Below are 22,374 nucleotides of genomic sequence, written 5' to 3'. Positions count from 1 at the left end.
TTGAAAAATCAAGAAATCGTTATTCAAGGTGCACGTGCAAATAATTTAAAAAATGTTAGCTTGAAAATACCAAGAGACAAGCTAGTAGTCATGACTGGACTTTCTGGCTCTGGTAAGTCTTCTTTAGCTTTTGATACTATCTACGCGGAAGGTCAAAGACGCTATGTAGAGTCATTGTCTGCGTATGCACGACAATTTTTAGGACAAATGGAAAAGCCAGATGTTGATGTTATTGAGGGTTTATCACCAGCTATTTCCATCGATCAAAAAACAACTAGTAAAAATCCACGCTCCACTGTAGCAACGGTGACGGAAATTTATGATTATATGCGACTATTGTATGCGCGAGTTGGAAAACCGATATGTCCCAATCATGATATTGAAATTTCATCACAAACGATTGAACAAATGGTCGATCGCTTAAGTGAATACCCCGAAAAAACAAAGATGCAAGTGTTAGCACCCATTGTTTCAGGTCGTAAAGGAACGCATGTCAAACTTTTGGAAGAGATGAAAAAAGAAGGCTTCGTTCGAGTACGTATTGATGGGGAGTTAATCGATTTAGATGATGATATCAATCTAGACAAAAATAAAAAACATAATATTGAAGTGGTTATCGACCGAATTATCATGAAAGAAGGAGTTGCCCCAAGACTTAGTGATTCCCTAGAGTCTGCACTAAGACTTGCAGATGGTAGAGTTTTAATAGATGTTATGGAGCACGAAGAAGTTCTATTTAGTGAACATCATGCCTGTCCAATATGTGGTTTTTCTATCGGAGAATTAGAGCCTCGTATGTTCTCGTTCAACAGTCCCTTTGGAGCTTGTGGGCAGTGTGACGGACTTGGTACTAAGTTAGAAGTAGATGCGGAATTAGTCGTTCCAGATAAAAGTATTTCCTTAGCAGATGGAGCAATTGTCGCATGGCAACCAACAAGCTCTCAGTATTACCCGAAGCTATTAGAAGCCGTTTGTAAGCATTACAAAATAAAAATGAATGTTCCAGTTGAAAAATTACCAATCGATCAATGGAACAAAATTTTGTATGGATCAGGGGACGATAAAATTCGTTTTCGCTATGAAAATGAATTTGGCCAAGTTCGTGATAGTGAAATGTCATTTGAAGGTGTCCTTGCTAATATTGAACGCAGATTCAAAGATACATCATCGGATTATATTCGTGAGCAAATGGAAAAATATATGGAGCAACACGATTGCCCAGCATGTAAAGGTTATCGTTTAAAAGAGGAAACGCTTGCGGTAAAAATAAATTCCCTTCATATCGGTGAAATTACAAGGTTCTCCATTGAAGAAGCAAATAAATTTTTCGCGGAGTTGTCCTTATCAGAAAAAGATATGCAAATTGCTCGTCTTGTGTTGAGAGAAATTCATGAACGATTAGGATTTTTAGAAAATGTGGGATTAGACTATTTAACATTGAACCGTGCTTCAGGAACTCTATCCGGAGGTGAAGCCCAACGTATTCGTTTAGCTACTCAAATCGGATCAAGACTGACTGGTGTGTTATATATTTTAGATGAACCTTCTATTGGTTTACATCAGCGGGATAACGATCGATTAATTGAGACGCTAAAAAACATGAGAGATATAGGAAATACCTTAATTGTAGTAGAGCATGATGAAGATACAATGATGGCTGCTGACTATTTGATAGATGTGGGACCTGGTGCAGGAGTGCATGGTGGAGAGATAATCGCTGCAGGAACTCCTGAACAAGTGATGAAAAACAAAAAGTCACTAACAGGACAATATTTAAGCGGGAAAAAGTTCATTCCACTTCCAGCTGAAAGAAGAAAACCAGACGGTCGCTTTATCAAAATAAAAGGCGCTTCTGAAAACAACTTAAAAAATGTCAGTGTAGATATTCCGTTAGGCGTATTTACCGCTGTTACAGGAGTTTCAGGATCTGGTAAAAGTACATTAGTCAACGAAATATTATATAAATCATTAGCACAGAAGTTAAATCGCTCTCGAGTAAAACCTGGTATTAGTAAAGGTGTTGAGGGTATAGAAATGTTAGAAAAAGTAATTGAAATTGACCAATCGCCAATAGGTCGTACCCCAAGATCTAATCCCGCTACCTATACTGGAGTGTTTGATGATATACGAGACCTTTTTGCAACAACAAATGAAGCAAAAGTAAGAGGGTATAAAAAAGGAAGATTTAGCTTCAATGTAAAAGGTGGCCGCTGTGAGGCATGTCGCGGAGATGGAATACTCAAAATTGAAATGCATTTCTTGCCAGATGTCTATGTGCCATGCGAAGTCTGTCATGGTAAAAGATATAATCGTGAAACATTAGAAGTACATTACAAAGGTAAAAATATAGCGGATATATTAAAAATGACTGCAGAGGATGGCTATGCCTTTTTTGAGAACCATCCAAAAATAAGTCGGAAGATAAAAACGATTGTAGATGTAGGATTAGGGTATATGGAATTAGGACAACCTGCTACAACACTTTCTGGTGGTGAGGCACAGCGGGTTAAACTGGCTTCTGAATTACACAAGCGCTCTAACGGGAAGTCATTTTATATTTTAGATGAGCCAACTACGGGTCTGCATGTAGATGATATCGCAAGATTATTGATCGTACTTCAACGTTTAGTAGATAACGGTGATAGCGTGCTAGTAATTGAGCATAATTTAGATGTCATTAAAACAGCAGATTATATGATTGATTTAGGACCTGAAGGTGGAGAAAAGGGTGGTACCATCATTGCGGTAGGTTCACCTGAAAAAATTGCTGCATCAAAAGATTCCTATACAGGGAAGTACTTGAAAACCGTTTTAGAAAGAGATCGACAACGGATGGATGATGTTGTAGCGAAAGCAACTAAAAAGAAAAAAAGTCCAGTATCCACTACATGATGAAACTTTTTGATTTTTCATTCGTATAAAGTAATGTAAGTAAAAATGATTTATAGTATAAATTCATGAGGAGGCCTTTCACTATGCAAGAAGAACGAAAACGTATTTTAGATATGGTTGAAAATGGCACGATTACTGCACAAGAAGCATTGGCATTACTAGAAGAGCTTGGAAAACAAACAGCACCTGTTACACCGTTTGTCCCTGAGGAAAAAGAATATAAAAAGTCATCGAATAATAATACGGATTTCGTCGAGGACTTGAAGCGTGATTTTACCGTGATGGGTGAAAGATTTATGCAGTTTATGCAAGGTACCGTCGACAAAATGAAAGATTTTGAAATGCCATTTGGAGAACCGGTTGTATTTGAAGAAGAATTCGTCCAAGCGGATGTAGATTTCACAGATATCTCTATTAATATTGCGAATGGTAAAGTGGAAGTACTTCCGTCGGAAGAAAAGCATGCGCATGCTAGTGTCAAAGTTAAATCCTTTAAGAATTCATCTGAAGAGGAAGCAAAGGCACGTTTCCGTGAGGAGTTTATATTTACAACAGAAGGAAACAAATTACGTCTGTATAGTGATATGAAAACCACTTCTGTTCAAGTAACGTTATATGTACCGACTAAAGAGTATAACTATATTTCTGCTCGATTGTTTAATGGTGAGTTCTTAGCTAAGAATTTAGAAGCGAATTCATTTAAAGTGAAGACTACAAACGGAAAAGTAGAATTAGAGGACTTGAAGTTTGAAAGAGCTGATATAGAAACGGTTAATGGGTCGGTTCAAGTTCAAAGGGTTGTAGGAGAAACAATTGAAGTAGAGACGATGAATGGTCGTATTTACGTAGATGGCAAGCTTAAAGAAATTGAGGGCTCATCGGTAAGTGGACATGTTATTTTAACAACAAAAGATAAAGCAGCACGTAAAATAGAAGGAACGGCAGTAGCTGGAACGGTCGAACTGTATATTCCTAAAGATGTTTCGATTAAAGGCGAAGCTACTTCCCAAATTGGTAAGATAGATGTTCAATTGGCTGATGTTACGCACTTAAATCAATCTGAGCAGCTGTTAAACAAAAAGGTTGGATTTACGAAAATAGTCGATTCCGAAGCTGTACCTTTACGAGTATACGGTGATGCAAAAACAGGATCTGTTGTTGTCCGTTATACAGTAGAAGGAGAATAAGAAAAAATGGAGGGGGATAATATCCCCCTCCATTTTTTTATGTGCAAAGATAATAAAATAATATTACGGATTTCTGTTTTAGATGTACGTTTACCGCGGGAGTTGCTACACGATGTGGCGTACTTATCCTTTGTTCCATTGGTACGTTCCTGCGGAGTCTTCACTTAACGCTCTTTGTACTAGAGTTCATTTCAACATTAATTATTTCCATATAAACTTATGAATAAATACGTACTATTGTAGTCAGTTATTCGTTTACCTCAAGTGGATATTGTTGATTGGAGCGCAGGTCGGTGACTCCAGTGGGAACAGCAGGAGCACGTGTTTTCGTAGTGACGAGGAGATTGAAGCCGTGCCCACGGAAAGCGTCCGACCAGAGCGGAAAACAACGCCATACCTATGTATGGACGTATTTTTTACAGTATATCTTTTCAAGTTTAACGTTTCTGTTGAATCCAACATAGAATTGCATAGGTGATGGCTTTTGCGCAGTGAATTCTGTAATTCGTGGATTGAAGTAAGATTGCTTCATTTTTATTCGTCATGAATCCACATTCCACTAGTACTGCAGGCATTCTTGTATCTCGAACAACCGCAAAGTCTGCTTTTTTCACTCCTCTATTCGATCTTCTGGTAATCGAGCATAAAGAGTTTTGGATCAGCGATGCGAGAATAGTGGACTGTTTGGAAGGCTTCGTATAGGTGAAGGTTTCAATTCCACTCGTATTATTCCATGTTGTCCCGAATGCATTTGCATGGATAGAAATAAATGCATCCACTCCCAGTTTATTTGCTAACGCTGTTCTTTCGTTTAAAGGAACATCCCTCCCTCTGTCATGACTATTAATAACTATTAGTCCGAAAGCAGTCAGTTCCTTTTTCACAAACTGTGCAACAGCCTCATTAAATTCAAATTCTTTCATTTTTCCATCTAGTGTACGTTTCCCCGCAGTATTAGGTCCGTGGCCTGCATCCAACATAATTTTCATCGGAAAAACCTCCCTTCCTCTCTTAAATAGAAGAAGAAAAGATAAATGGATACAATTTAAGTAGACAATCATGATAAAATAAGTACTAGGTTTGCAAATGTAGGACGAAGGGAGTTAAGGGGTATGTCACATGTGACGACGAAAGATATAAAAGAGCATTTGAATCTCACATTAATAAGTGGGGAAGAAGGTATTGGACGTCACATTTCCATGAGTGATATTTCCAGACCAGGAATTGAAATTGCAGGTTACTTTACACATTATCCTTCAAATCGTATACAGCTTTTAGGAAAGACAGAGATTTCTTTTTTTGCTTTACTACAGCCAAAAGAAAAAAGTGAACGAATGAGAAGGCTTTGTGCACAAGATACACCGGTCATCATTGTCTCACACGGAATGGAAGTACCGAAGGAGTTAATCGCTGCATCCAATGAAAGTTCGGTTCCTGTATTAACGACAAGTTTGCCTACTACAAGATTTTCAAGTATGCTTACAAACTTTTTAGAAAGTAGGTTAGCGCCTTCAACTGCAGTACATGGGGTACTTGTAGATATTTATGGGGTTGGTGTGCTAATCACCGGAAAAAGTGGAGTCGGAAAAAGTGAAACGGCGTTAGAGTTAGTGAAAAGGGGTCACCGTTTAGTAGCGGATGATTGTGTAGAGATTAGACAAGAGGGCGAGGACACGCTAGTTGGAAGTGCGCCGCAGTTAATCGAGCATCTTTTAGAAATCCGCGGATTAGGTATTATCGACATAATGACCTTATTTGGAGCAAGTGCAATTCGGAGTTATAAACGTATAACGCTTGTAATCGAATTAGAAATCTGGGATGAGAAAAAGACATATGATCGCCTAGGTCTAGAAGAAGAGAAAATGGAAATTATTAATACAGCAATTACGAAGTTAACTGTTCCAGTTCGCCCTGGTCGAAATATAGCAGTTATAATTGAAGTGGCAGCCATGAATCATCGATTGAAAAAAATGGGTGTAAATGCTGCGGAAGATTTCGCTAAACGCCTAAATGATGTTATAGAACAAAATACAGAAGTGGATTATTAAATGATGCTTGAAGGGAGATACATATGAGTTTGTTACAAATAATTGATCCAGTAGCTTTTTCGCTAGGACCGTTATCAGTACGTTGGTATGGAGTAATCATTGCTCTAGGTATCGTATTAGCATTTTTCGTGGCACAAAAAGAAATGGTAAAACGAGGATTTCATCCGGATTATTTAACCGATTTACTTATTTGGGCGGTTCCCATTGCTATTCTTAGTGCGCGAATTTACTATGTTATTTTTAAATGGGATTTCTATGGTCAAAACCCTGGCAAAATTATTGAAATTTGGAATGGTGGAATTGCCATTCATGGGGCGTTGATAGGATCGTTTATCACGGCCTATATTTTCACCAAAAAACGCGGCTCTTCTTTTTGGAAGGTTGCAGATATAGTAGCACCGAGTATTTTAATCGGTCAGGCTATTGGTCGGTGGGGAAATTTCATCAATCAAGAAGCTCATGGTGGAGAAGTTACGAGAACTTTCTTAGAAAATTTAATGCTTCCCAATTGGATTATTGAACAAATGTATATAGATGGAAAATATTATCACCCAACTTTTTTATATGAATCCATCTGGAATTTTGTAGGCGTGATCATATTAATATTGCTTCGAAAAGTGAATTTACGTCGAGGGGAAATGGTGCTGTTTTATGCAGTGTGGTATTCTATTGGCCGATTCTTCATCGAAGGAATGCGTACGGACAGTCTCTATTTAATAGGGGAGTTGCGAACTGCACAGGTCGTTTCAATAGTGACCATTGTAGTTGCTCTAATTGTATTTATATATAGAAGAATGACAGTCAAACCTGTTGTTCATTATCAGGATAAGTAAGAAAGCTGGGATAAGATGGGGACGTTGAAAAACGGACTGTTAGCTGGTCTTAAAACAACATGGACATTAAGTAAAGTAATCTTCCCGATTACATTAATTGTAGTGATTTTACAATATACTCCTGTTCTTCCTTGGATTATTGATTTCATCTCGCCGTTTATGGGGTTATTGGGACTTCGGGGAGAAGCAGCAATTCCTTTAGTGCTAGGAAACGCATTAAATTTATATGCCGGGATCGCAGGTATACTATCTTTGGAGTTAACTGTAAAAGAAGTTTTCATATTAGCGACAATGCTTTCCTTTTCACATAATATTTTCATTGAAACTGGAGTTGCCCTTCGCGTTGGAGTGAAATTATGGGTTGTTTTGGTTGTACGATTTGGTTTGGCAATCCTTTCTGCTGTCATTATTAATCTTGTGTGGCAAGGAGGCGGAGAGGTAGCAAAATATGGCGCGCTAAAAGTAAGTCAGCAAGTTCCTGATGGATGGGGAGAAATTATTTTGCTTGGCTTACAGAAGGCAACGTTCGGTGTTATACAATTAGCGCTAATCGTTATACCATTAATGGTCATCATCCAATTTTTGAAAGACCGAAATTACTTGCAAAAGTTCTCAGAAAAGCTAGCTCCCTTTACGAAAGTTATTGGCGTACAACCAAATGCTTCTCTTACACTTGTAGCAGGCCTGACGATTGGGCTTGCTTATGGCGCAGGTGTAATGATTCAAGCAGTGCAAGAGGATGGAGTTAGTAAAAAGGATGCAACATTGGTCTTTATATTCTTAGTGGCATGTCACGCAGTGGTCGAGGATACATTGATCTTTATGCCATTAGGAATTCCGATATGGCCATTACTATTAATAAGATTAATAACCGCTTTCGTATTAACAATTGTAGTTGCTTATGTTTGGAGGAAAGCGGAGCAAAGTAAACATAAGGAAGTGGTAGTCCCGTGAAAAACTATAAAGCACTACTTTTTGATTTAGACGGCACATTATTAGATACGAACGAACTAATTATTGAATCTTTTTTACACGTATTAGGAGAAACATTTCCGGGGAAATATAGTCGGGAGCATGTGCTACCTTTTTTAGGTCCACCATTATATGAAACATTTGATGGAATAGATCCAACATTAACGGAGACTTTAACTGCTTCTTATCGTAAATGGAACCTAGAAAGACATGACCAGATGGTAGCACCGTTTGAAGGTGTCGTAGATACTTTACGACAACTAAAGCAGGATGGCTATAAAATGGCCATTGTTTCTACTAAAAGAAGAGAAATGATTGATCGAGGTCTCCAATTAATGGAGTGTGAAACATTATTTGATACGATTGTTGGATTCGAGGATGTTACGCATACTAAGCCCGACCCTGAGCCAATCCAAATAGCACTTCAAAGAATTGGAGCTAATAAAGAAGACGCACTGATGATTGGCGACAACTTTCATGATATTGTAGGAGGGCAAAGAGCTGATGTTGATACAGCAGCTGTAGCTTGGTCCATCAAAGGAGAAGCACACTTAGCTACTTATAATCCTACTTATATGCTTCATCAAATGAGTGACCTACTAGATATAGTAAAAGGGCAGCATATATGAGAAGGACCGAGCGTTATCCTGTAAAAGGAGCAAACTCTCTATGGCATGTATACGACACTGTTCCATTTTGGAAAGTGATGAAAAATTTTATCTTTATACAGGCGGCTAGATATTCCCCATTTTTAAGTTGGAAGAACTTTTTCTATCGGACCTTTTTGAAAATGGAGGTAGGAAAGGAAACTTCTTTTGCTTTAATGGTGATGGTGGATGTCATGTTCCCAGAGCGTATTAAAGTAGGCGACAATTCCATTATCGGCTACAATACGACAATTCTAGCACATGAATATTTGATCGATGAATATCGTATCGGTGATGTCATAATTGGTAATCGAGTATTGATTGGTGCAAATACGACCATTTTACCTGGCATTACAATTGGAGATGACGCAATTGTTTCTGCGGCAACTCTCGTCAATGCAGATGTCCCAGAAGGATGCTTTGTTGGAGGAAACCCAATGCGCATTATTTATACGAAGGAACAAATGATAGAACGAAGTAAAAACTAATGAAAAGGCTATCCTATTTTGGATAGCCTTTTTTGTGTGGGAAAAATTTGCTATTCCAACTAAAGGGCTCAAAATTCCAACTAAACATGCAAAAATTCCAACTACCCCCTTCAAAATTCCAACTACCAGCAATAAAATTCCAACTAAACAATCTCGTTCCTTATTTACACTGATAAATTCTCTCCATAAAATATATCTCACTCAAAAAGAGGGAATACCAACAAGTTGACGAAATGGTTAAAATAGTATAAAATTTTATTAATTCATCTTGTTAGTTCTCTAGTGTACTAAAGTATTTTTAGGAGTGGTAATGTGAGCAAAATTCAAATGTTTGAAAAACCTCTTGGAATGAGAGATTCGTTTCCAGAAGTAAACGAACAAAAAGAATACATACGATTAACAGCAAGAGACTTTATACGAAGAAAAGGGTACGACTTTATAAAAACGCCTTCCGTGGAGTATTTCGAAACAATAGGAAAGGCTTCCGCTATTGATGAATCATCATTGTTTAAACTAGTAGACAACCAAGGCGAGATGCTAGTTTTACGTCCCGATATGACGACGCCGATTGCTAGAATAGCAGCTTCTAAGTTATTGAAGGAGAAAAATCCATTACGCTTAGCGTACTATGCGGATGTATTTCGAGCACAACAGCGAGAAGGCGGAAGACCAGCAGAGTTTGAGCAGCTAGGACTCGAACTGATTGGGGATTTTAGTCCTTATGCTGATAGTGAAATAATTTATACAGCAATCGAACTGTTGAAGGATTTAGGAGTTCAAGGCTTCCGAATTACAATCGGTCACGCTGAAATTCTAACGGCATTCTTGACAAACAACACAAATAATAATGAAGAGGTTGAATTGCTTAGACAACTATTAGTTGAGAAGAATTTAGTAGGTTTCTCACAAATGTTAGAAAGCATGAACTTACTAGAAGAACAAAAAGACAGACTAAGTAAAATAATAGAATTTACAATCGATTCCAATGTATTTTCTGATTTCCGTCAATTCCTTAATGACGATCAACAATATTTGATTGATCAAGTGGAAGAACTTCAAGCTCTATTAGAATTCCAATTGAATGACTTTTCGGTTGTATCTTTTGATTTCTCTTTGGCAAGTCATATGAGCTATTACACAGGCATGCTGTTTGAGATTCATGCGGCAGGAAGTGGCTTCTCTATTGGAAATGGTGGTCGATATGATGAGTTATTTAAACAGTTCAACGAAAAAGTAGGGGCTACTGGATTTGGAATCCGAGTAGATCGATTATTGGAAGTTTTACCGAAGCAACTAATGAAAGAAAAGCGCACACTTCTTCTATTTGATAAAGGATCTTTTTCTAAAGCGAATGTGTTAGCGGAAGCTAGAAGAAATGCATCCGAATATGTGACACTGCAATACGCGGAGAGTGTAAGTGATATTGAAGCGTTTAAACAAATTTTCGATGAAGTCATTATCGTGTCCGAAGGTGGTTCTTTCCGTGAAGAATGAATTAACAATTGCAATGCCAAAAGGGCGTATTTTTGAAGAAGCATATAAACTATTTGTCCAAGCAGGATTTAACTTACCGGCCGAGATTGATGATTCTAGAAAGTTAATCGTGGAGGCTCCCGACGAGCGCATTCAATTCATATTGGCAAAACCGATGGATGTACCTGTATACGTTGAACATGGTGTAGCGGATATCGGTATTGCGGGCAAGGATGTTTTACTAGAGCAGCATCGTGATGTCCATGAACTGTTAGATTTACAAATTAGTAATTGTTATATTGCTACTGCAGGTCTTCCGAACACAACGATGAACGATATTGCTCCACGTGTTGCTACAAAGTATCCTAGAATCGCAACAAACTTCTATAAGGAAAAAGGAGAGCAAGTCGAAATCATAGAGTTGAATGGATCGATTGAGCTGGCTCCAATGATCGGTCTTGCAGATCGCATTGTCGACATTGTTTCCACTGGACAGACTCTTAAGGAAAATGGCTTAGTAGAATATGAAAAAATTGTACCCATTTCCTCGCGGTTGATCGTCAATCCAGTAAGCTACAGAGTAAAAAGTGAACGGATTAATGCTTTTATTGCACAATTAAAAAATGAATTGAACAAAAGGTAGGGAATCCTATGAGAATAGAAAAGCTTACAAATACAATTTCATTATTGCGTTCGGTGGAACAAGCAAATGCCGATCATTTAACGACAGTTCGTGAGGTAATTACGGATGTACGAAAAAATGGTGATCTAGCACTTTTTCGTTACACAGAAAAATGGGATGGCGCAAAACTCACATCACTCAAAGTAACCAAAGAAGAGATGGACGAAGCGTATGCTAATTTTGATAGACAACTGATAGGCGATTTGGAAGAGGCAGCTGCTAATATTCGCGCATTTCATACAGAGCAGGTTCGCAAACAAATAGACTTCCCATTAGCTAACAATTCTTATATTCAATACAAAATTTCACCATTAGATGCGGTAGGTTTATATGTACCAGGTGGAACAGCTGCTTATCCTTCCTCGGTATTAATGAACGCAATACCTGCATTAGTAGCAGGAGTAGGAAGGGTAGTTATTGTATCACCACCATCGAGTAATGGAAAACTACCTGATTCAGTATTAGTAGCAGCTCGTATAGCTGGCATTACCGAAATATATAAAGTTGGCGGTGCTCAAGCTATAGCGGCTTTGGCCTACGGTACTGAGTCGATAAGAGCGGTAGATAAGATTACGGGACCGGGAAATAGCTTTGTAGCACTTGCTAAACGAGAAGTGTTTGGTAGAGTTGCAATCGATATGATAGCTGGTCCAAGTGAAATAACGATAATTGCAGATGAAACTGCCTATGCAGACGAAGTAGCTGCCGATCTTCTGGCGCAAGCAGAGCATGATCGATTTGCAAGCTCTGTTTTAATTACTACAAGTGAAACTCTGGCAGAACAAGTTTCCTCAGAAGTAGAAAGACAATTAAAGCTTCTTCCGAGAGAAGAAATTGCTCGTGCATCTATTGAAAACTTCGGATATATCTATATTGCAGAATCATTAGAACAAGCGGTAGATGCGGTTAATGAACTTGCACCAGAGCATTTGGAAATTATTACAAAGCAACCAGAGGAACTCAGTAAAAAAATTAAGCATGCTGGAGCTATTTTCATCGGGAGATTCAGTAGTGAGCCAGTAGGTGATTATTTTGCGGGTACCAATCATGTACTTCCGACAAATAGCACGGCAAGATTTTCAAGTGGATTATGTGTAGATGATTTTGTGAAGAAAACAAGTGTCGTCTACTATTCGAAAGAAATGTGGCAGGAGCAATATCCTAAAATTGCACGCTTAGCGAGACTAGAGCAACTAGAAGGGCATGCTAGGTCTGTAGAGTCAAGAAGTTGGGATAAGGGGGATTCACAATGACAAACAAGAGAACGGCAAAAATAGAAAGAATGACGAACGAAACAAAGGTATGGGTTGAAATAGATTTAGATGGTGAAGGAAAAGCGGACATAGATACAGGAGTACCATTTATGGACCACATGTTAGATTTATTTACTAAGCATGGCTTATTTGATGCATCTATTAAAGCTAAGGGAGATACATATATTGATGATCACCATACGACAGAAGACATCGGTATTGTTCTAGGACAAGCGGTAAAAGAAGCATTAGGAGACAAAATAGGTATTAAACGCTATGGTAATGCCTTTGTACCAATGGATGATGCATTAGCACAAGTAGTCATTGATATTTCGAATCGTCCACATTTAGAGTTTCGTGCACAGTTTCCAACTGAAAAAGTAGGGAATTTTGATACAGAGCTTGTTCATGAATTTCTCTGGAAATTTGCCTTGGAGGCACGTATGAATGTACATGTAATCGTTCATTATGGGGCAAATACACATCATATGATTGAAGCAATTTTCAAAGCATTAGCTCGAGCTATTGATGATGCTATTACAAAAGACGATCGAGTGAAGGGCGTTCCTTCTACAAAAGGTCTACTTACATAAGAAGGAGAGAATAATATGACGTCGATTCAAGTTTACCCCGCAATTGATATGAAAGGTGGAAAATGTGTCCGCCTGTATCAGGGAGATTATGAGCAAGAAACCGTTTATGGAGATTCTCCATTCGATATGGCTAAGAAGTTTGCGGATGAAGGTGCTACATGGATTCATCTAGTGGATTTAGATGGGGCAAAAGATGGCGAAAAAATTCATGCCGACGTAGTTATACGCATTGCAAAAGAGCTACCAGTTAGTGTACAAATTGGTGGAGGCATTCGTACGAAAGAAGACGTTTTATTTTATTTGAATAAGGGTGTAAATCGGGTAATTATAGGAAGTCTTGCTATTTCACAACCGGACTTAGTAGTAGAGTTATTGGAAGAATTCGGCGGTGACAGAATTGTCATTGGACTAGATGCAAAAGATGGCATGGTAGCTACACACGGGTGGCTAGAAACCTCTACGCAATCTGCCGTTGAGGTCGGTCAGTTTTTTGCTTCTAAAGGGGCCAAACACGTTATCTTTACGGACATAGCAACAGATGGAACGCTTCAAGGACCAAACTTACTGGCAAACAAAGAACTTGCTGAAGAAACCGGATTATCTATTATTGTATCGGGTGGAATTAGTTCGTTAGAAGATATTGCAGCCGTAGCAAAATTAGCGCAAACGACTACAGTTGCTGGTGTAATTACAGGTAAAGCATTGTACAATGAGCGGTTTACGCTTTCTGAAGCACTTCAAGAATCGATTAAATAAGTAAATAACCATTCGGTAATATCGAATGAAAGAGGAGTAAAACTATCATGACTAATTTAACATTTGATGAAAAAGGTTTAATACCTGTAATTGTGCAACACGCGATGACAAGAGAAGTATTAACTCTTGCGTATATGAATGAGGAGGCTTATGCAAAAACGGTAGAAACCGGAGAAACATGGTTTTTTAGCCGTAGCAGACAGGAACTTTGGCATAAGGGCGAAACTTCGGGAAATACGCAAAAAGTAGTTTCTATTAAGACAGACTGTGACTCGGATGCATTAGTAGTAGAAGTACTGCCAGCGGGACCTGCTTGTCATACTGGAGAAGATACATGCTTCCATAAGACAGTAGAGAAAATGGATGACACGGTAGGCTTTAATGCAATTTCCTCTCTTATTAATGTTATCGAAGAAAGACAGCAGTCGATGCCAGAAGGTGCGTATACAACGTACTTATTTGAAAAGGGTGTAGATAAAATTTGTAAAAAAGTGGGGGAAGAGGCATCTGAAGTTATTATTGCTTCCAAAAATAATGATGGAGAAGAGCTGAAGTGGGAAGCAGCAGATCTTCTATATCATTTACTAGTTCTTTTACAAAACCAACAAGTCAGTTTCTATGACTTACTGCAAGTATTACAGAAGAGACATGAAGCCAAAGCAGATAAAAAATAAATATATGTGATATACTGAAGAATATACTAATAAGGGACGTTTTTAACGTTCCTTATTATTTTTCGGAGGATTATATTGAATAAAAAAAGCAAAAAAATACTTAGAGAAAATATCATATCGTTTTTACCTACGGGTGAATACTACTATAAAAAAGCATTAGATGAACTACAAAAAGACCAATATGAAAAAGCACATAAATATTTAAAACGGGCAGCAGAACTTAGTCCTAATGATCCCATGATATTGCTACAATATGCGATATTACAAATGGAGATAGATAATTTTGAACTAGCTCATGAGCTTTTGAGAAGTGCCCATGCTATTGATGGTAATGAGTCTGAAATAGTTTTCTTTTTAGCGGAAGTAAATGCCCATCTCGGGAATTTTGTAGAGGCCAATAAATTTGCTCAGATGTATTTGGAAATGGATATACAAGGGGAGTATACGGAAGAAGCAATGGAAATTGTTGACTTCACTGAGCAGGAAGATATAGTTTCACTTCAAGTAGATGCACCATCTGGTGAAGCGTTATTTTTACAAGAAAAATCGAGACGTTTGATGGAACAAGGGAAGTTTGCTGAGGCGGTAGAGCTATTAGAATCTATCGTGGTGGATCATCCAGATTTTTGGGCGGCATTTAATAATTTGGCGCTTGCTTATTTTTATATTGGCGAAGAGGAACAAGCGAAAGCTTTACTACATGATGTCCTACATGAAAATAGAGGTAATATCCACGCGCTATGTAATTTAGCAGTGATTCATTACTATGAAAAAAATGTAGAAGATCTGGAAGAAATCGTAGAGTTATTAGCAAAGATAAACCCTTACTTTGTTGAACATCGCTATAAGTTAGGTGCAACATTTGCGTTAATAGGCAAATATGATCAAGCCTTTAAATGGCTGAGAAGTTTACAGCGAAAAGGTTTTGAAGGGGATCCAGGATTCTATTTCTGGTTGTCTCATTCTGCTTATTTCTCTGGTCATGAAGAGATTGCTAAAAGTGCTTGGAAGTCGTTATTAAAACTAGATCCCGAAAAAGCTGGATTTGAACCTTGGTTACCTCAGAAAAGTGAATCAGATGATGCGGCTTCTAAAATTCAAAAGGAATATATTTTAGAGAAAATCGAGCATAAGCATGTGAGTGAACGTATATATGGGTTTTATTTGTTAGGGAAATCTAAGCATCGTCAAGAAATTATTTCACATCCTAAATGGATTGTTGTAGACAATCTAACAACGATGGAAAAACTATTCCTTGCCAATTCATTGGGGCATGATTTTGATGAAAAATCACCTGCGGAGAAAGCTTTCCTACGGGCTATTGCAGCGACAGATTTATTGTATGATAAATATAAGCCGTTGGAACATGAAGACACATTTCTATTTCAAATGTGGTTTGTACTAGTGGAACGTGCACTAGAAAAAGGCTATAGCTTCAAAAATCCAAGTGCATTAGCAGCAGCAACGGAGTATATGTTTGAATCGTCTCGTTCTAAAAATGTAACGAAAAAATATTATGCCGAGCAATATGGTATTACGACCAATACATTGACTAAATATATTAACGAACTAATGCCATTTTTGCCTCTTTTTGATGCGTAGGCAAAATAGTTGAAGCGTATGAAAAAATCCTATAGATTGAGGATAGTAGCAATGTATGTAGGAGGAATAGAAGATGACTGTAGATAAAATTTATGATGTAATAATAATTGGTGCTGGACCAGCAGGAATGACAGCAGCGGTATATACTTCACGCGCAAACCTTTCCACTTTAATGATTGAACGTGGGATTCCAGGTGGACAAATGGCAAACACAGAAGAAGTTGAAAACTATCCTGGATTTGAAATGATCTTAGGACCTGAGCTTTCCACTAAAATGTTTGATCATGCGAAAAAATTTGGTGCGGAATATGCATACGGCGATGTGTCAGAAATTGTTGATGGAGAAGCTTACAAAACAGTTAAGGTAAGTGGAAAAGAATATAAAGCATTAGCAGTCATTATTTCTTCTGGTGCGGAATATAAAAAAATGGGAATTCCGGGCGAAACTGAGCTTGGTGGCCGCGGAGTTAGTTATTGTGCAGTTTGTGATGGAGCTTTCTTTAAACAGAAAAACCTTGTAGTTGTAGGTGGAGGAGACTCTGCTGTTGAAGAAGGTGCGTTCCTAACGAAATTTGCAAACAAAGTAACTATTGTGCATCGTCGTGATGCGTTACGTGCACAAAAAATTCTTCAAGATCGTGCATTTGCAAATGAGAAAATTGATTTTATCTGGAACACCACTTTAAAAGAAATTCATGGCAAAGATGGTAAAGTAGCAAGTGTTACATTAGTGTCTACTGTGGACGGTACGGAAAAAGAATTTGAAACAGACGGTGTATTTGTATATGTAGGGATGCTTCCATTAACAAAACCTTTTGGAAACTTAGGCATTTTAAATGACAATGGGTATATTGTGACAAACGAAAAAATGGAAACAACTGTACCTGGGATATTCGGCGCAGGAGATGTTCGTGAGAAAATGCTTCGTCAAATCGTTACTGCAACAGGCGACGGAAGTATTGCTGCACAAGCTGCGCAACACTATATTGAAAAATTGAAAGACAAAACAATCTCAAACGCTTAATTTAACTTTATTTTAATCTGATTGTAAACGTCTTGAAATATACAAAGTGTATAGTAAAGAATATAAATTGACCCCCCTTTTTATATAGAAACATTTGACGGGCTGTTTCGCGATATTAATCGTGAAGCAGCCTCTTTTTATGAAAATTAATGTATAATATAGTTTATTAACACATGATAGATGTGGAGTGAAGATTTGTGCAAAGAATAGCAAACCTGCTCGTATGTAAAGATGATAAAGTACTACTATTAAAAAAACCAAGAAGAAATTGGTATGTGGCACCAGGCGGTAAGATGGAAATAGGAGAATCTATTCTAGTTTCTGCCGTAAGAGAATTTACAGAAGAAACTAATACTGTTCCTATACAGCCACACTTAAAAGGAATTTACACAATGGTTATCGAAGAAGAAGGTAAGCGTGTAGATGAATGGATGTTATTTACCTTCGTCGCTAGAGATATAGAAGGTATACCTTATGAAGTAACAACCGAGGGTATATTAGAATGGCATTCAGTCGAAAGCTTACACCATCTTCCTATGGCCGAAGGTGATCGAACAAATCTATTATTTGCTGCGCAAGAAAAAGGTATGCAATATGGAACTTTTGTATATACACCTAATTTTGCCTTAATAAAGGAAACAATTCAGCAGTCAACGGAGGGAGAATAAACAATGGATAGTCTTCAAAAGCACGAAACAGAAGTTGTCATTATTACAGGAATGTCAGGTGCTGGAAAGACTGTAGCTATCCAAAGTTTTGAAGACCTTGGCTATTATTGTATTGATAACTTACCACCAGAACTATTAAGTACGTTTATCAAACTTATGATAGAGTCCAACAAACAACCACGGAATATCGCAGTGGTAATGGATTTGCGTGGTGGAGATATGTTCAATTCATTAGCAGATTCTGTTAATGAATTAGAAGAGGCAACAAAGGTGACACCGAAATTACTATTTTTGGATGCCGGAGATGAAGTACTAGTTAGACGATACAAGGAAACACGTCGATCGCATCCACTCGCTAACTCCGGATTACCCTTAGAAGGTATTAAAAAAGAACGACAATTACTTTCTGATTTAAAGGGAAGAGCACAATACATTTACAACACTTCTAAGATGAAACCACGGGAACTAAGAGAGAAAATACAAGAAGAGTTTTCCTCCAAAAGCAGTCAAGTCTTCACTGTGAACGTCATGTCTTTTGGATTCAAGCATGGTATTCCGATAGATGCTGACTTAGTGTTTGACGTACGCTTTTTACCTAATCCCTACTATATAGAAGAGCTACGCTTAAAATCTGGGCTTGACGAAGAGGTGTCTAGTTACGTATTAAAGTGGATCGATACTAAAACCTTAATCGAAAAGTTAACAGATCTGTTCCAATTCATGATTCCTCAATATAAAAGAGAAGGTAAAACCCAACTAGTTATTGCTTTTGGATGCACCGGAGGGCAACATCGCTCTGTTACGCTAGCCGAATACTTTGGGAAGTCATTGAAAGCAGACGACAAAACCCTTGTAACGCACCGCGATGTTGTTATTAGAAAGGATTGAAGGAATGAGATCTACAAAACATCGTAAAAAATTGGTGATACTTGGTGGAGGTACGGGTCTGTCTACATTACTTCGTGGCTTAAAGAAATTTCCACTGGATATTACAGCAATTGTAACGGTCGCAGATGACGGTGGTAGCTCTGGGCGACTACGTGATGAATATGATATACCGCCTCCAGGGGATGTTCGAAATGTGTTAGCAGCCCTTTCCGATGTGGAGCCTTTAGTAGAAGAAATGTTTCAGTATAGATTTTCTCAGTCAGAGGAATTGAAAGGTCATTCACTAGGCAATTTAATGTTAGCTGCCCTAACCTCTATAACAGGGGATTTTGCGCATGCCATAACGGAAATGAGTCGAGTGCTAAATATTCGCGGAAAAGTTCTACCTGCAGCCAATCAAATAGTAACTTTACATGCATTGTTTGAAGATCAAACAACCGTTGCGGGAGAATCTAAAATCCCTAAGTATGGCAAAAAAATTGAAAAAGTATTTATTACTCCTACGGACGTGAAACCGTTGCCAGAAACGATTAATGTCATTCGTCAGGCAGATGTTATTGTTATTGGTCCAGGAAGTCTATATACTAGTATTTTGCCTAATCTATTAGTGCAAGATATTCAACAAGCAATTAGGGAATCGAACGCAAAGAAAGTGTATATATGTAATTTAATGACACAGGCAGGGGAGACAGGGAATTATTCTGCATATGATCATGTAAATGCCCTGATCGAACATGTCGGAGAGAATTTCTTAGATGCTGTGTTGATAAGTAAGGAAGAAATTCCCGAAAATGTTCAGTATATGTATAAACAAGAGCAAGCATCTCCTGTTAAAATAGATATTGACCAATTAAAAAAGTTGAATATAGATATAGTAAAAAAAGACATTTCAGTCGTTCATGGCGGTGCAGTCCGTCATGATGCAACCGAAGTGGCGAAATGGCTTGTAGAATACGCAGACGGTTTAAAAACTTAACCCGTCCAGGAGAAAGGGGGAAACGGAAATGTCGTTTGCTTCTGAAACAAAAAAAGAGATGACCCAGGAAGAATCAGAACCTTGCTGTGCACGGGCAGAGCTATCAGCGCTTATACGCATGAATGGATCTCTCTCTTTTAGCAACAAAATGTTAAGCTTAGATGTACAAACAGAAAATGCAGCTATTGCTAGAAGACTATATACGTTGATAAAATCGTTATATCCATATCAAGTAGAATTGCTCGTTCGAAAAAAAATGAGGTTGAAAAAGAATAATATTTATATTTGTCGTATTAGAGATGGGGCAAAAAGTCTGCTAGAAGATCTTCAAATTCTAAAAGACGGCTTTCAATTTGAATATTCTATCTCCAAAGATCTTGTCTCAAAAAATTGCTGTAAGCGTGCTTATCTTAGAGGTGCCTTTTTAGCAGGAGGATCAGTAAATAATCCGGAAACTTCTTCTTATCATTTAGAGATTTATTCTTCCTATAAAACACATAGTGATGCACTAGTAGATTTGATGAACGGATATGAACTAAATGCGAAAACAATTGAACGAAAAAAAGGGTTTGTCGCCTATTTAAAAGAAGCAGAAAAGATATCTGATTTTTTAAGTATTGCAGGAGCTCATAGAGCATTACTAAAATTTGAAGACGTTCGAATAATTCGAGATATGCGAAATAGTGTTAACCGACTAGTAAATTGCGAAACGGCCAATCTGAATAAAACAATTAGTGCAGCCATTCGCCAAGTGGACAATATACGTTTTATCGAAAATTCTATCGGATTAGATCGGTTACCTGAAAAACTTCGTGAAATAGCTAGGTTACGTGTAGAGTATCAAGATGTTACACTTAAAGAACTAGGTGAGATGGTTTCCTCAGGCGATGTGAGTAAATCAGGTGTTAATCACCGATTGCGAAAAATAGATGAAATAGCAAATGCGCTTCGTAATGGAGAGACAATTTAAGAAATGGGGAGTAGACTATGGCAGAACAGCAGGTGGAAGTAAAATTATCTTCAGGACTTCAAGCAAGGCAGGCTGCACTTTTTGTACAAGAAGCAAATCGTTATATTGCAGATGTCTATTTAGAAAAAGATACTAAAAAAGTGAATGCAAAAAGTATTATGGGAATTATGAGTTTAGCGATCAGCAAAGGAACAAAAGTAGGCTTAAGTGCAGACGGTTCCGATGCAGAGGAAGCAGTAGAAGCTTTAGCTAACTTCATCTCGAGTGAATCATAAAAACGAACGGCCTCATTAGTCATTTAGACGAAAGGGCTATTTTTTTTGAGGAAAATAAGGCATTATAAAACTCAAGAAGTTAGGAAAGTAGTTGCTCCATAACTATTTAACGATATCTTAGTGAATAAGATAGGTGGTGACTGTATGAAAAAGAATTTCATCTTAGGATTCTTTTTATGCTTAATCGTTTTAGCAAGTATTCAATTATCCAAAAGTACACTAATAGAAAATGAATTAACGGATGAGTTTTTTAGTAGTAATACTATTTTAAGGATAGAGGAAATAAATAAGACAAATTTTACAGAAACCAATACATCATTAGAAAAGCAGCAAGCAATGAAAGCATTACTAAAAGGGCAGAAACTATCAATAATGGAGAAATCGTTTGATCCGCTTAAGGCAGAATATCGGATAGTGTCAACATCAAATCCGAATGACCAAATTTATATATTTGTTGAGGAAAATGTAATTGTATTTCCTCATAAAAGTAGTAGAGGATATAGCATAAAAAATAATCATGAGCTGATAAGAGAAATTAATTTTTTATTGAAGTGAGGAAATTTCCTTTAAAAAAATCCCAAAGGAATAAATTCCTTTGGGATTATAGAGGATAGATTATGCTTTTTTCATTTCGCTACGATCGATAATATGATCGATTAAGCCGTATTCTTTAGCACGTTCAGCAGTCATGAAGTTATCACGATCTGTGTCTTTTGCAATGACTTCGATTGGTTGACCAGTACGTTCAGAAATAATTTTGTTCAACTTATCGCGTAAATGTAAAATGCGTTTTGCAGCAATTTCGATTTCAGTTGCTTGCCCTTGTGCTCCACCAAGTGGTTGGTGAATCATTACTTCTGCGTTAGGAAGCGCATAACGTTTCCCTTTTGTTCCAGCAGTAAGTAGGAATGCTCCCATAGAAGCAGCCATACCGATACAAATTGTTTGTACATCAGGTTTGATGAACTGCATTGTATCATAAATTGCCATACCAGCTGTAATACTTCCGCCTGGGCTATTGATGTAGATAGAGATATCTTTTTCTGGATCTTCTGCTTCTAGGAATAATAATTGTGCAACGATTGAGTTTGAAACGTTGTCATCGATAGCACTTCCAAGCATAATGATACGGTCTTTTAATAATCGAGAGTAGATGTCATATGCACGCTCTCCACGATTAGTTTGTTCAATAACAGTAGGAATTAAATTCATCCTGATTTCCTCCTTCAAAGGTGGGTTAAATTATTTAGTTACTGAGAAAAGTTCCCTCAGTTGTAACTTTATCATACACATAATGGTCAAGGAAGGTCAAATGTTAAGCTTTGAAATGTTTGCTTGAATTATATGCCTTCTATTTGTATAATAGATAAGTCGCTTGCCCTTGTAGTGTAATGGATAACACACAAGCCTCCGAAGCTTGTAATGTGAGTTCGATCCTCGCCGAGGGCATATTATTTCAACATAGTTATACAT

The 22,374-nt window shown here is 37.7% G+C and carries 23 protein-coding genes and 1 tRNA gene; 22 read left to right on the top strand and 2 right to left on the bottom strand.

Features of this window, described 5'->3' with window-relative positions:
- Complete coding sequence (gene uvrA, locus MHI40_RS14385; RefSeq protein WP_340763217.1) at positions 1-2,892, top strand: excinuclease ABC subunit UvrA; 2,892 nt, start codon at positions 1-3, stop codon at positions 2,890-2,892.
- An 83-nt stretch (positions 2,893-2,975) separates the two neighbouring features.
- Positions 2,976-4,079, top strand: a complete 1,104-nt coding sequence (locus MHI40_RS14380) for a DUF4097 family beta strand repeat-containing protein (protein WP_340763216.1) — start codon at positions 2,976-2,978, stop codon at positions 4,077-4,079.
- Between the two features lie 437 nt (positions 4,080-4,516).
- On the opposite strand, the gene MHI40_RS14375 is transcribed toward MHI40_RS14380, so the two are convergent.
- Positions 4,517-5,068, bottom strand: coding sequence for an N-acetylmuramoyl-L-alanine amidase family protein (locus MHI40_RS14375; protein WP_340763214.1), 552 nt, complete (start codon positions 5,066-5,068; stop codon positions 4,517-4,519).
- Between the two features lie 123 nt (positions 5,069-5,191).
- On the opposite strand from MHI40_RS14375, the gene hprK reads away from it, so the two are divergent.
- The 19 genes from hprK to MHI40_RS14280 all read left to right on the top strand — a co-directional run bounded on the left by hprK (position 5,192) and on the right by MHI40_RS14280 (position 21,456).
- Entirely contained in the window at positions 5,192-6,127 is a 936-nt protein-coding gene (gene hprK / locus MHI40_RS14370) for an HPr(Ser) kinase/phosphatase (protein ID WP_340763212.1), read from the top strand.
- A 23-nt stretch (positions 6,128-6,150) separates the two neighbouring features.
- Positions 6,151-6,960: a prolipoprotein diacylglyceryl transferase gene (gene lgt, locus MHI40_RS14365; RefSeq protein WP_093537650.1), complete on the top strand. Its 810-nt coding sequence runs from the start codon at positions 6,151-6,153 to the stop codon at positions 6,958-6,960.
- Positions 6,961-6,975: 15 nt separating this feature from the next.
- Positions 6,976-7,914 (top strand): nucleoside recognition domain-containing protein, encoded by a 939-nt coding sequence (locus MHI40_RS14360; RefSeq protein ID WP_340763211.1) that lies wholly within the window; start codon positions 6,976-6,978, stop codon positions 7,912-7,914.
- Positions 7,911-8,561 (top strand): pyrophosphatase PpaX, encoded by a 651-nt coding sequence (ppaX, locus tag MHI40_RS14355; protein ID WP_340763210.1) that lies wholly within the window; start codon positions 7,911-7,913, stop codon positions 8,559-8,561. The genes MHI40_RS14360 and ppaX overlap by 4 nt, the downstream gene beginning before the upstream one ends.
- Entirely contained in the window at positions 8,558-9,067 is a 510-nt protein-coding gene (locus MHI40_RS14350; protein WP_340763209.1) for an acyltransferase, read from the top strand. The genes ppaX and MHI40_RS14350 overlap by 4 nt, the downstream gene beginning before the upstream one ends.
- Before the next feature lie 312 nt (positions 9,068-9,379).
- Positions 9,380-10,561 (top strand): ATP phosphoribosyltransferase regulatory subunit, encoded by a 1,182-nt coding sequence (locus MHI40_RS14345; RefSeq protein WP_340763208.1) that lies wholly within the window; start codon positions 9,380-9,382, stop codon positions 10,559-10,561.
- A gap of 13 nt (positions 10,562-10,574) precedes the next feature.
- Positions 10,575-11,183: an ATP phosphoribosyltransferase gene (gene hisG / locus MHI40_RS14340; RefSeq protein ID WP_245762730.1), complete on the top strand. Its 609-nt coding sequence runs from the start codon at positions 10,575-10,577 to the stop codon at positions 11,181-11,183.
- Between the two features lie 8 nt (positions 11,184-11,191).
- A complete protein-coding gene (hisD, locus tag MHI40_RS14335) occupies positions 11,192-12,475 on the top strand; it encodes a histidinol dehydrogenase (protein WP_340763207.1) in 1,284 nt (427 codons plus the stop codon).
- Positions 12,472-13,068, top strand: coding sequence for an imidazoleglycerol-phosphate dehydratase HisB (gene hisB / locus MHI40_RS14330; RefSeq protein ID WP_340763206.1), 597 nt, complete (start codon positions 12,472-12,474; stop codon positions 13,066-13,068). Before hisD ends, hisB begins: the two co-directional genes overlap by 4 nt.
- 15 nt (positions 13,069-13,083) lie before the next feature.
- On the top strand, positions 13,084-13,824 hold the full coding sequence (gene hisA, locus MHI40_RS14325) for a 1-(5-phosphoribosyl)-5-[(5-phosphoribosylamino)methylideneamino]imidazole-4-carboxamide isomerase (RefSeq protein ID WP_340763205.1): 741 nt from the start codon (positions 13,084-13,086) through the stop codon (positions 13,822-13,824).
- A 47-nt stretch (positions 13,825-13,871) separates the two neighbouring features.
- Positions 13,872-14,498 (top strand): bifunctional phosphoribosyl-AMP cyclohydrolase/phosphoribosyl-ATP diphosphatase HisIE, encoded by a 627-nt coding sequence (hisIE, locus tag MHI40_RS14320; RefSeq protein ID WP_340763204.1) that lies wholly within the window; start codon positions 13,872-13,874, stop codon positions 14,496-14,498.
- 75 nt (positions 14,499-14,573) lie between these two features.
- The gene (locus tag MHI40_RS14315; RefSeq protein ID WP_340763203.1) at positions 14,574-16,100 is read left to right on the top strand and encodes a tetratricopeptide repeat protein; all 1,527 of its coding nucleotides are present in this window, start codon (positions 14,574-14,576) and stop codon (positions 16,098-16,100) included.
- 73 nt (positions 16,101-16,173) lie between these two features.
- A complete protein-coding gene (gene trxB, locus MHI40_RS14310) occupies positions 16,174-17,124 on the top strand; it encodes a thioredoxin-disulfide reductase (protein WP_093537660.1) in 951 nt (316 codons plus the stop codon).
- A gap of 197 nt (positions 17,125-17,321) precedes the next feature.
- Positions 17,322-17,792, top strand: coding sequence for an NUDIX hydrolase (locus MHI40_RS14305; protein WP_093537661.1), 471 nt, complete (start codon positions 17,322-17,324; stop codon positions 17,790-17,792).
- A 3-nt stretch (positions 17,793-17,795) separates the two neighbouring features.
- On the top strand, positions 17,796-18,680 hold the full coding sequence (rapZ, locus tag MHI40_RS14300) for an RNase adapter RapZ (RefSeq protein WP_093537662.1): 885 nt from the start codon (positions 17,796-17,798) through the stop codon (positions 18,678-18,680).
- A gap of 4 nt (positions 18,681-18,684) precedes the next feature.
- On the top strand, positions 18,685-19,656 hold the full coding sequence (locus MHI40_RS14295) for a gluconeogenesis factor YvcK family protein (RefSeq protein ID WP_093537663.1): 972 nt from the start codon (positions 18,685-18,687) through the stop codon (positions 19,654-19,656).
- Positions 19,657-19,684: 28 nt separating this feature from the next.
- Positions 19,685-20,626 carry a DNA-binding protein WhiA gene (whiA, locus tag MHI40_RS14290; protein ID WP_093537664.1) on the top strand — a complete coding sequence of 314 codons (942 nt, stop codon included), beginning with the start codon at positions 19,685-19,687 and terminating at the stop codon, positions 20,624-20,626.
- A gap of 17 nt (positions 20,627-20,643) precedes the next feature.
- The gene (locus tag MHI40_RS14285) at positions 20,644-20,901 is read left to right on the top strand and encodes an HPr family phosphocarrier protein (protein WP_093537665.1); all 258 of its coding nucleotides are present in this window, start codon (positions 20,644-20,646) and stop codon (positions 20,899-20,901) included.
- Between the two features lie 144 nt (positions 20,902-21,045).
- On the top strand, positions 21,046-21,456 hold the full coding sequence (locus MHI40_RS14280; protein ID WP_340763200.1) for a hypothetical protein: 411 nt from the start codon (positions 21,046-21,048) through the stop codon (positions 21,454-21,456).
- Between the two features lie 60 nt (positions 21,457-21,516).
- On the opposite strand, the gene clpP is transcribed toward MHI40_RS14280, so the two are convergent.
- Positions 21,517-22,113 (bottom strand): ATP-dependent Clp endopeptidase proteolytic subunit ClpP, encoded by a 597-nt coding sequence (clpP, locus tag MHI40_RS14275; RefSeq protein ID WP_093537667.1) that lies wholly within the window; start codon positions 22,111-22,113, stop codon positions 21,517-21,519.
- A gap of 165 nt (positions 22,114-22,278) precedes the next feature.
- Between clpP and MHI40_RS14270 the strand changes: the two genes are divergently transcribed.
- Positions 22,279-22,350, top strand: a tRNA-Arg gene (locus MHI40_RS14270).
- Positions 22,351-22,374: the final 24 nt, after the last annotated feature.

Source organism: Psychrobacillus sp. FSL H8-0510 (genome assembly GCF_038008345.1).
Lineage (GTDB): Bacteria > Bacillota > Bacilli > Bacillales_A > Planococcaceae > Psychrobacillus > Psychrobacillus psychrotolerans.
The sequence above is the reverse complement of the archived record's forward strand: the minus strand, read 5'-3'. Positions and strand labels throughout refer to the sequence as shown.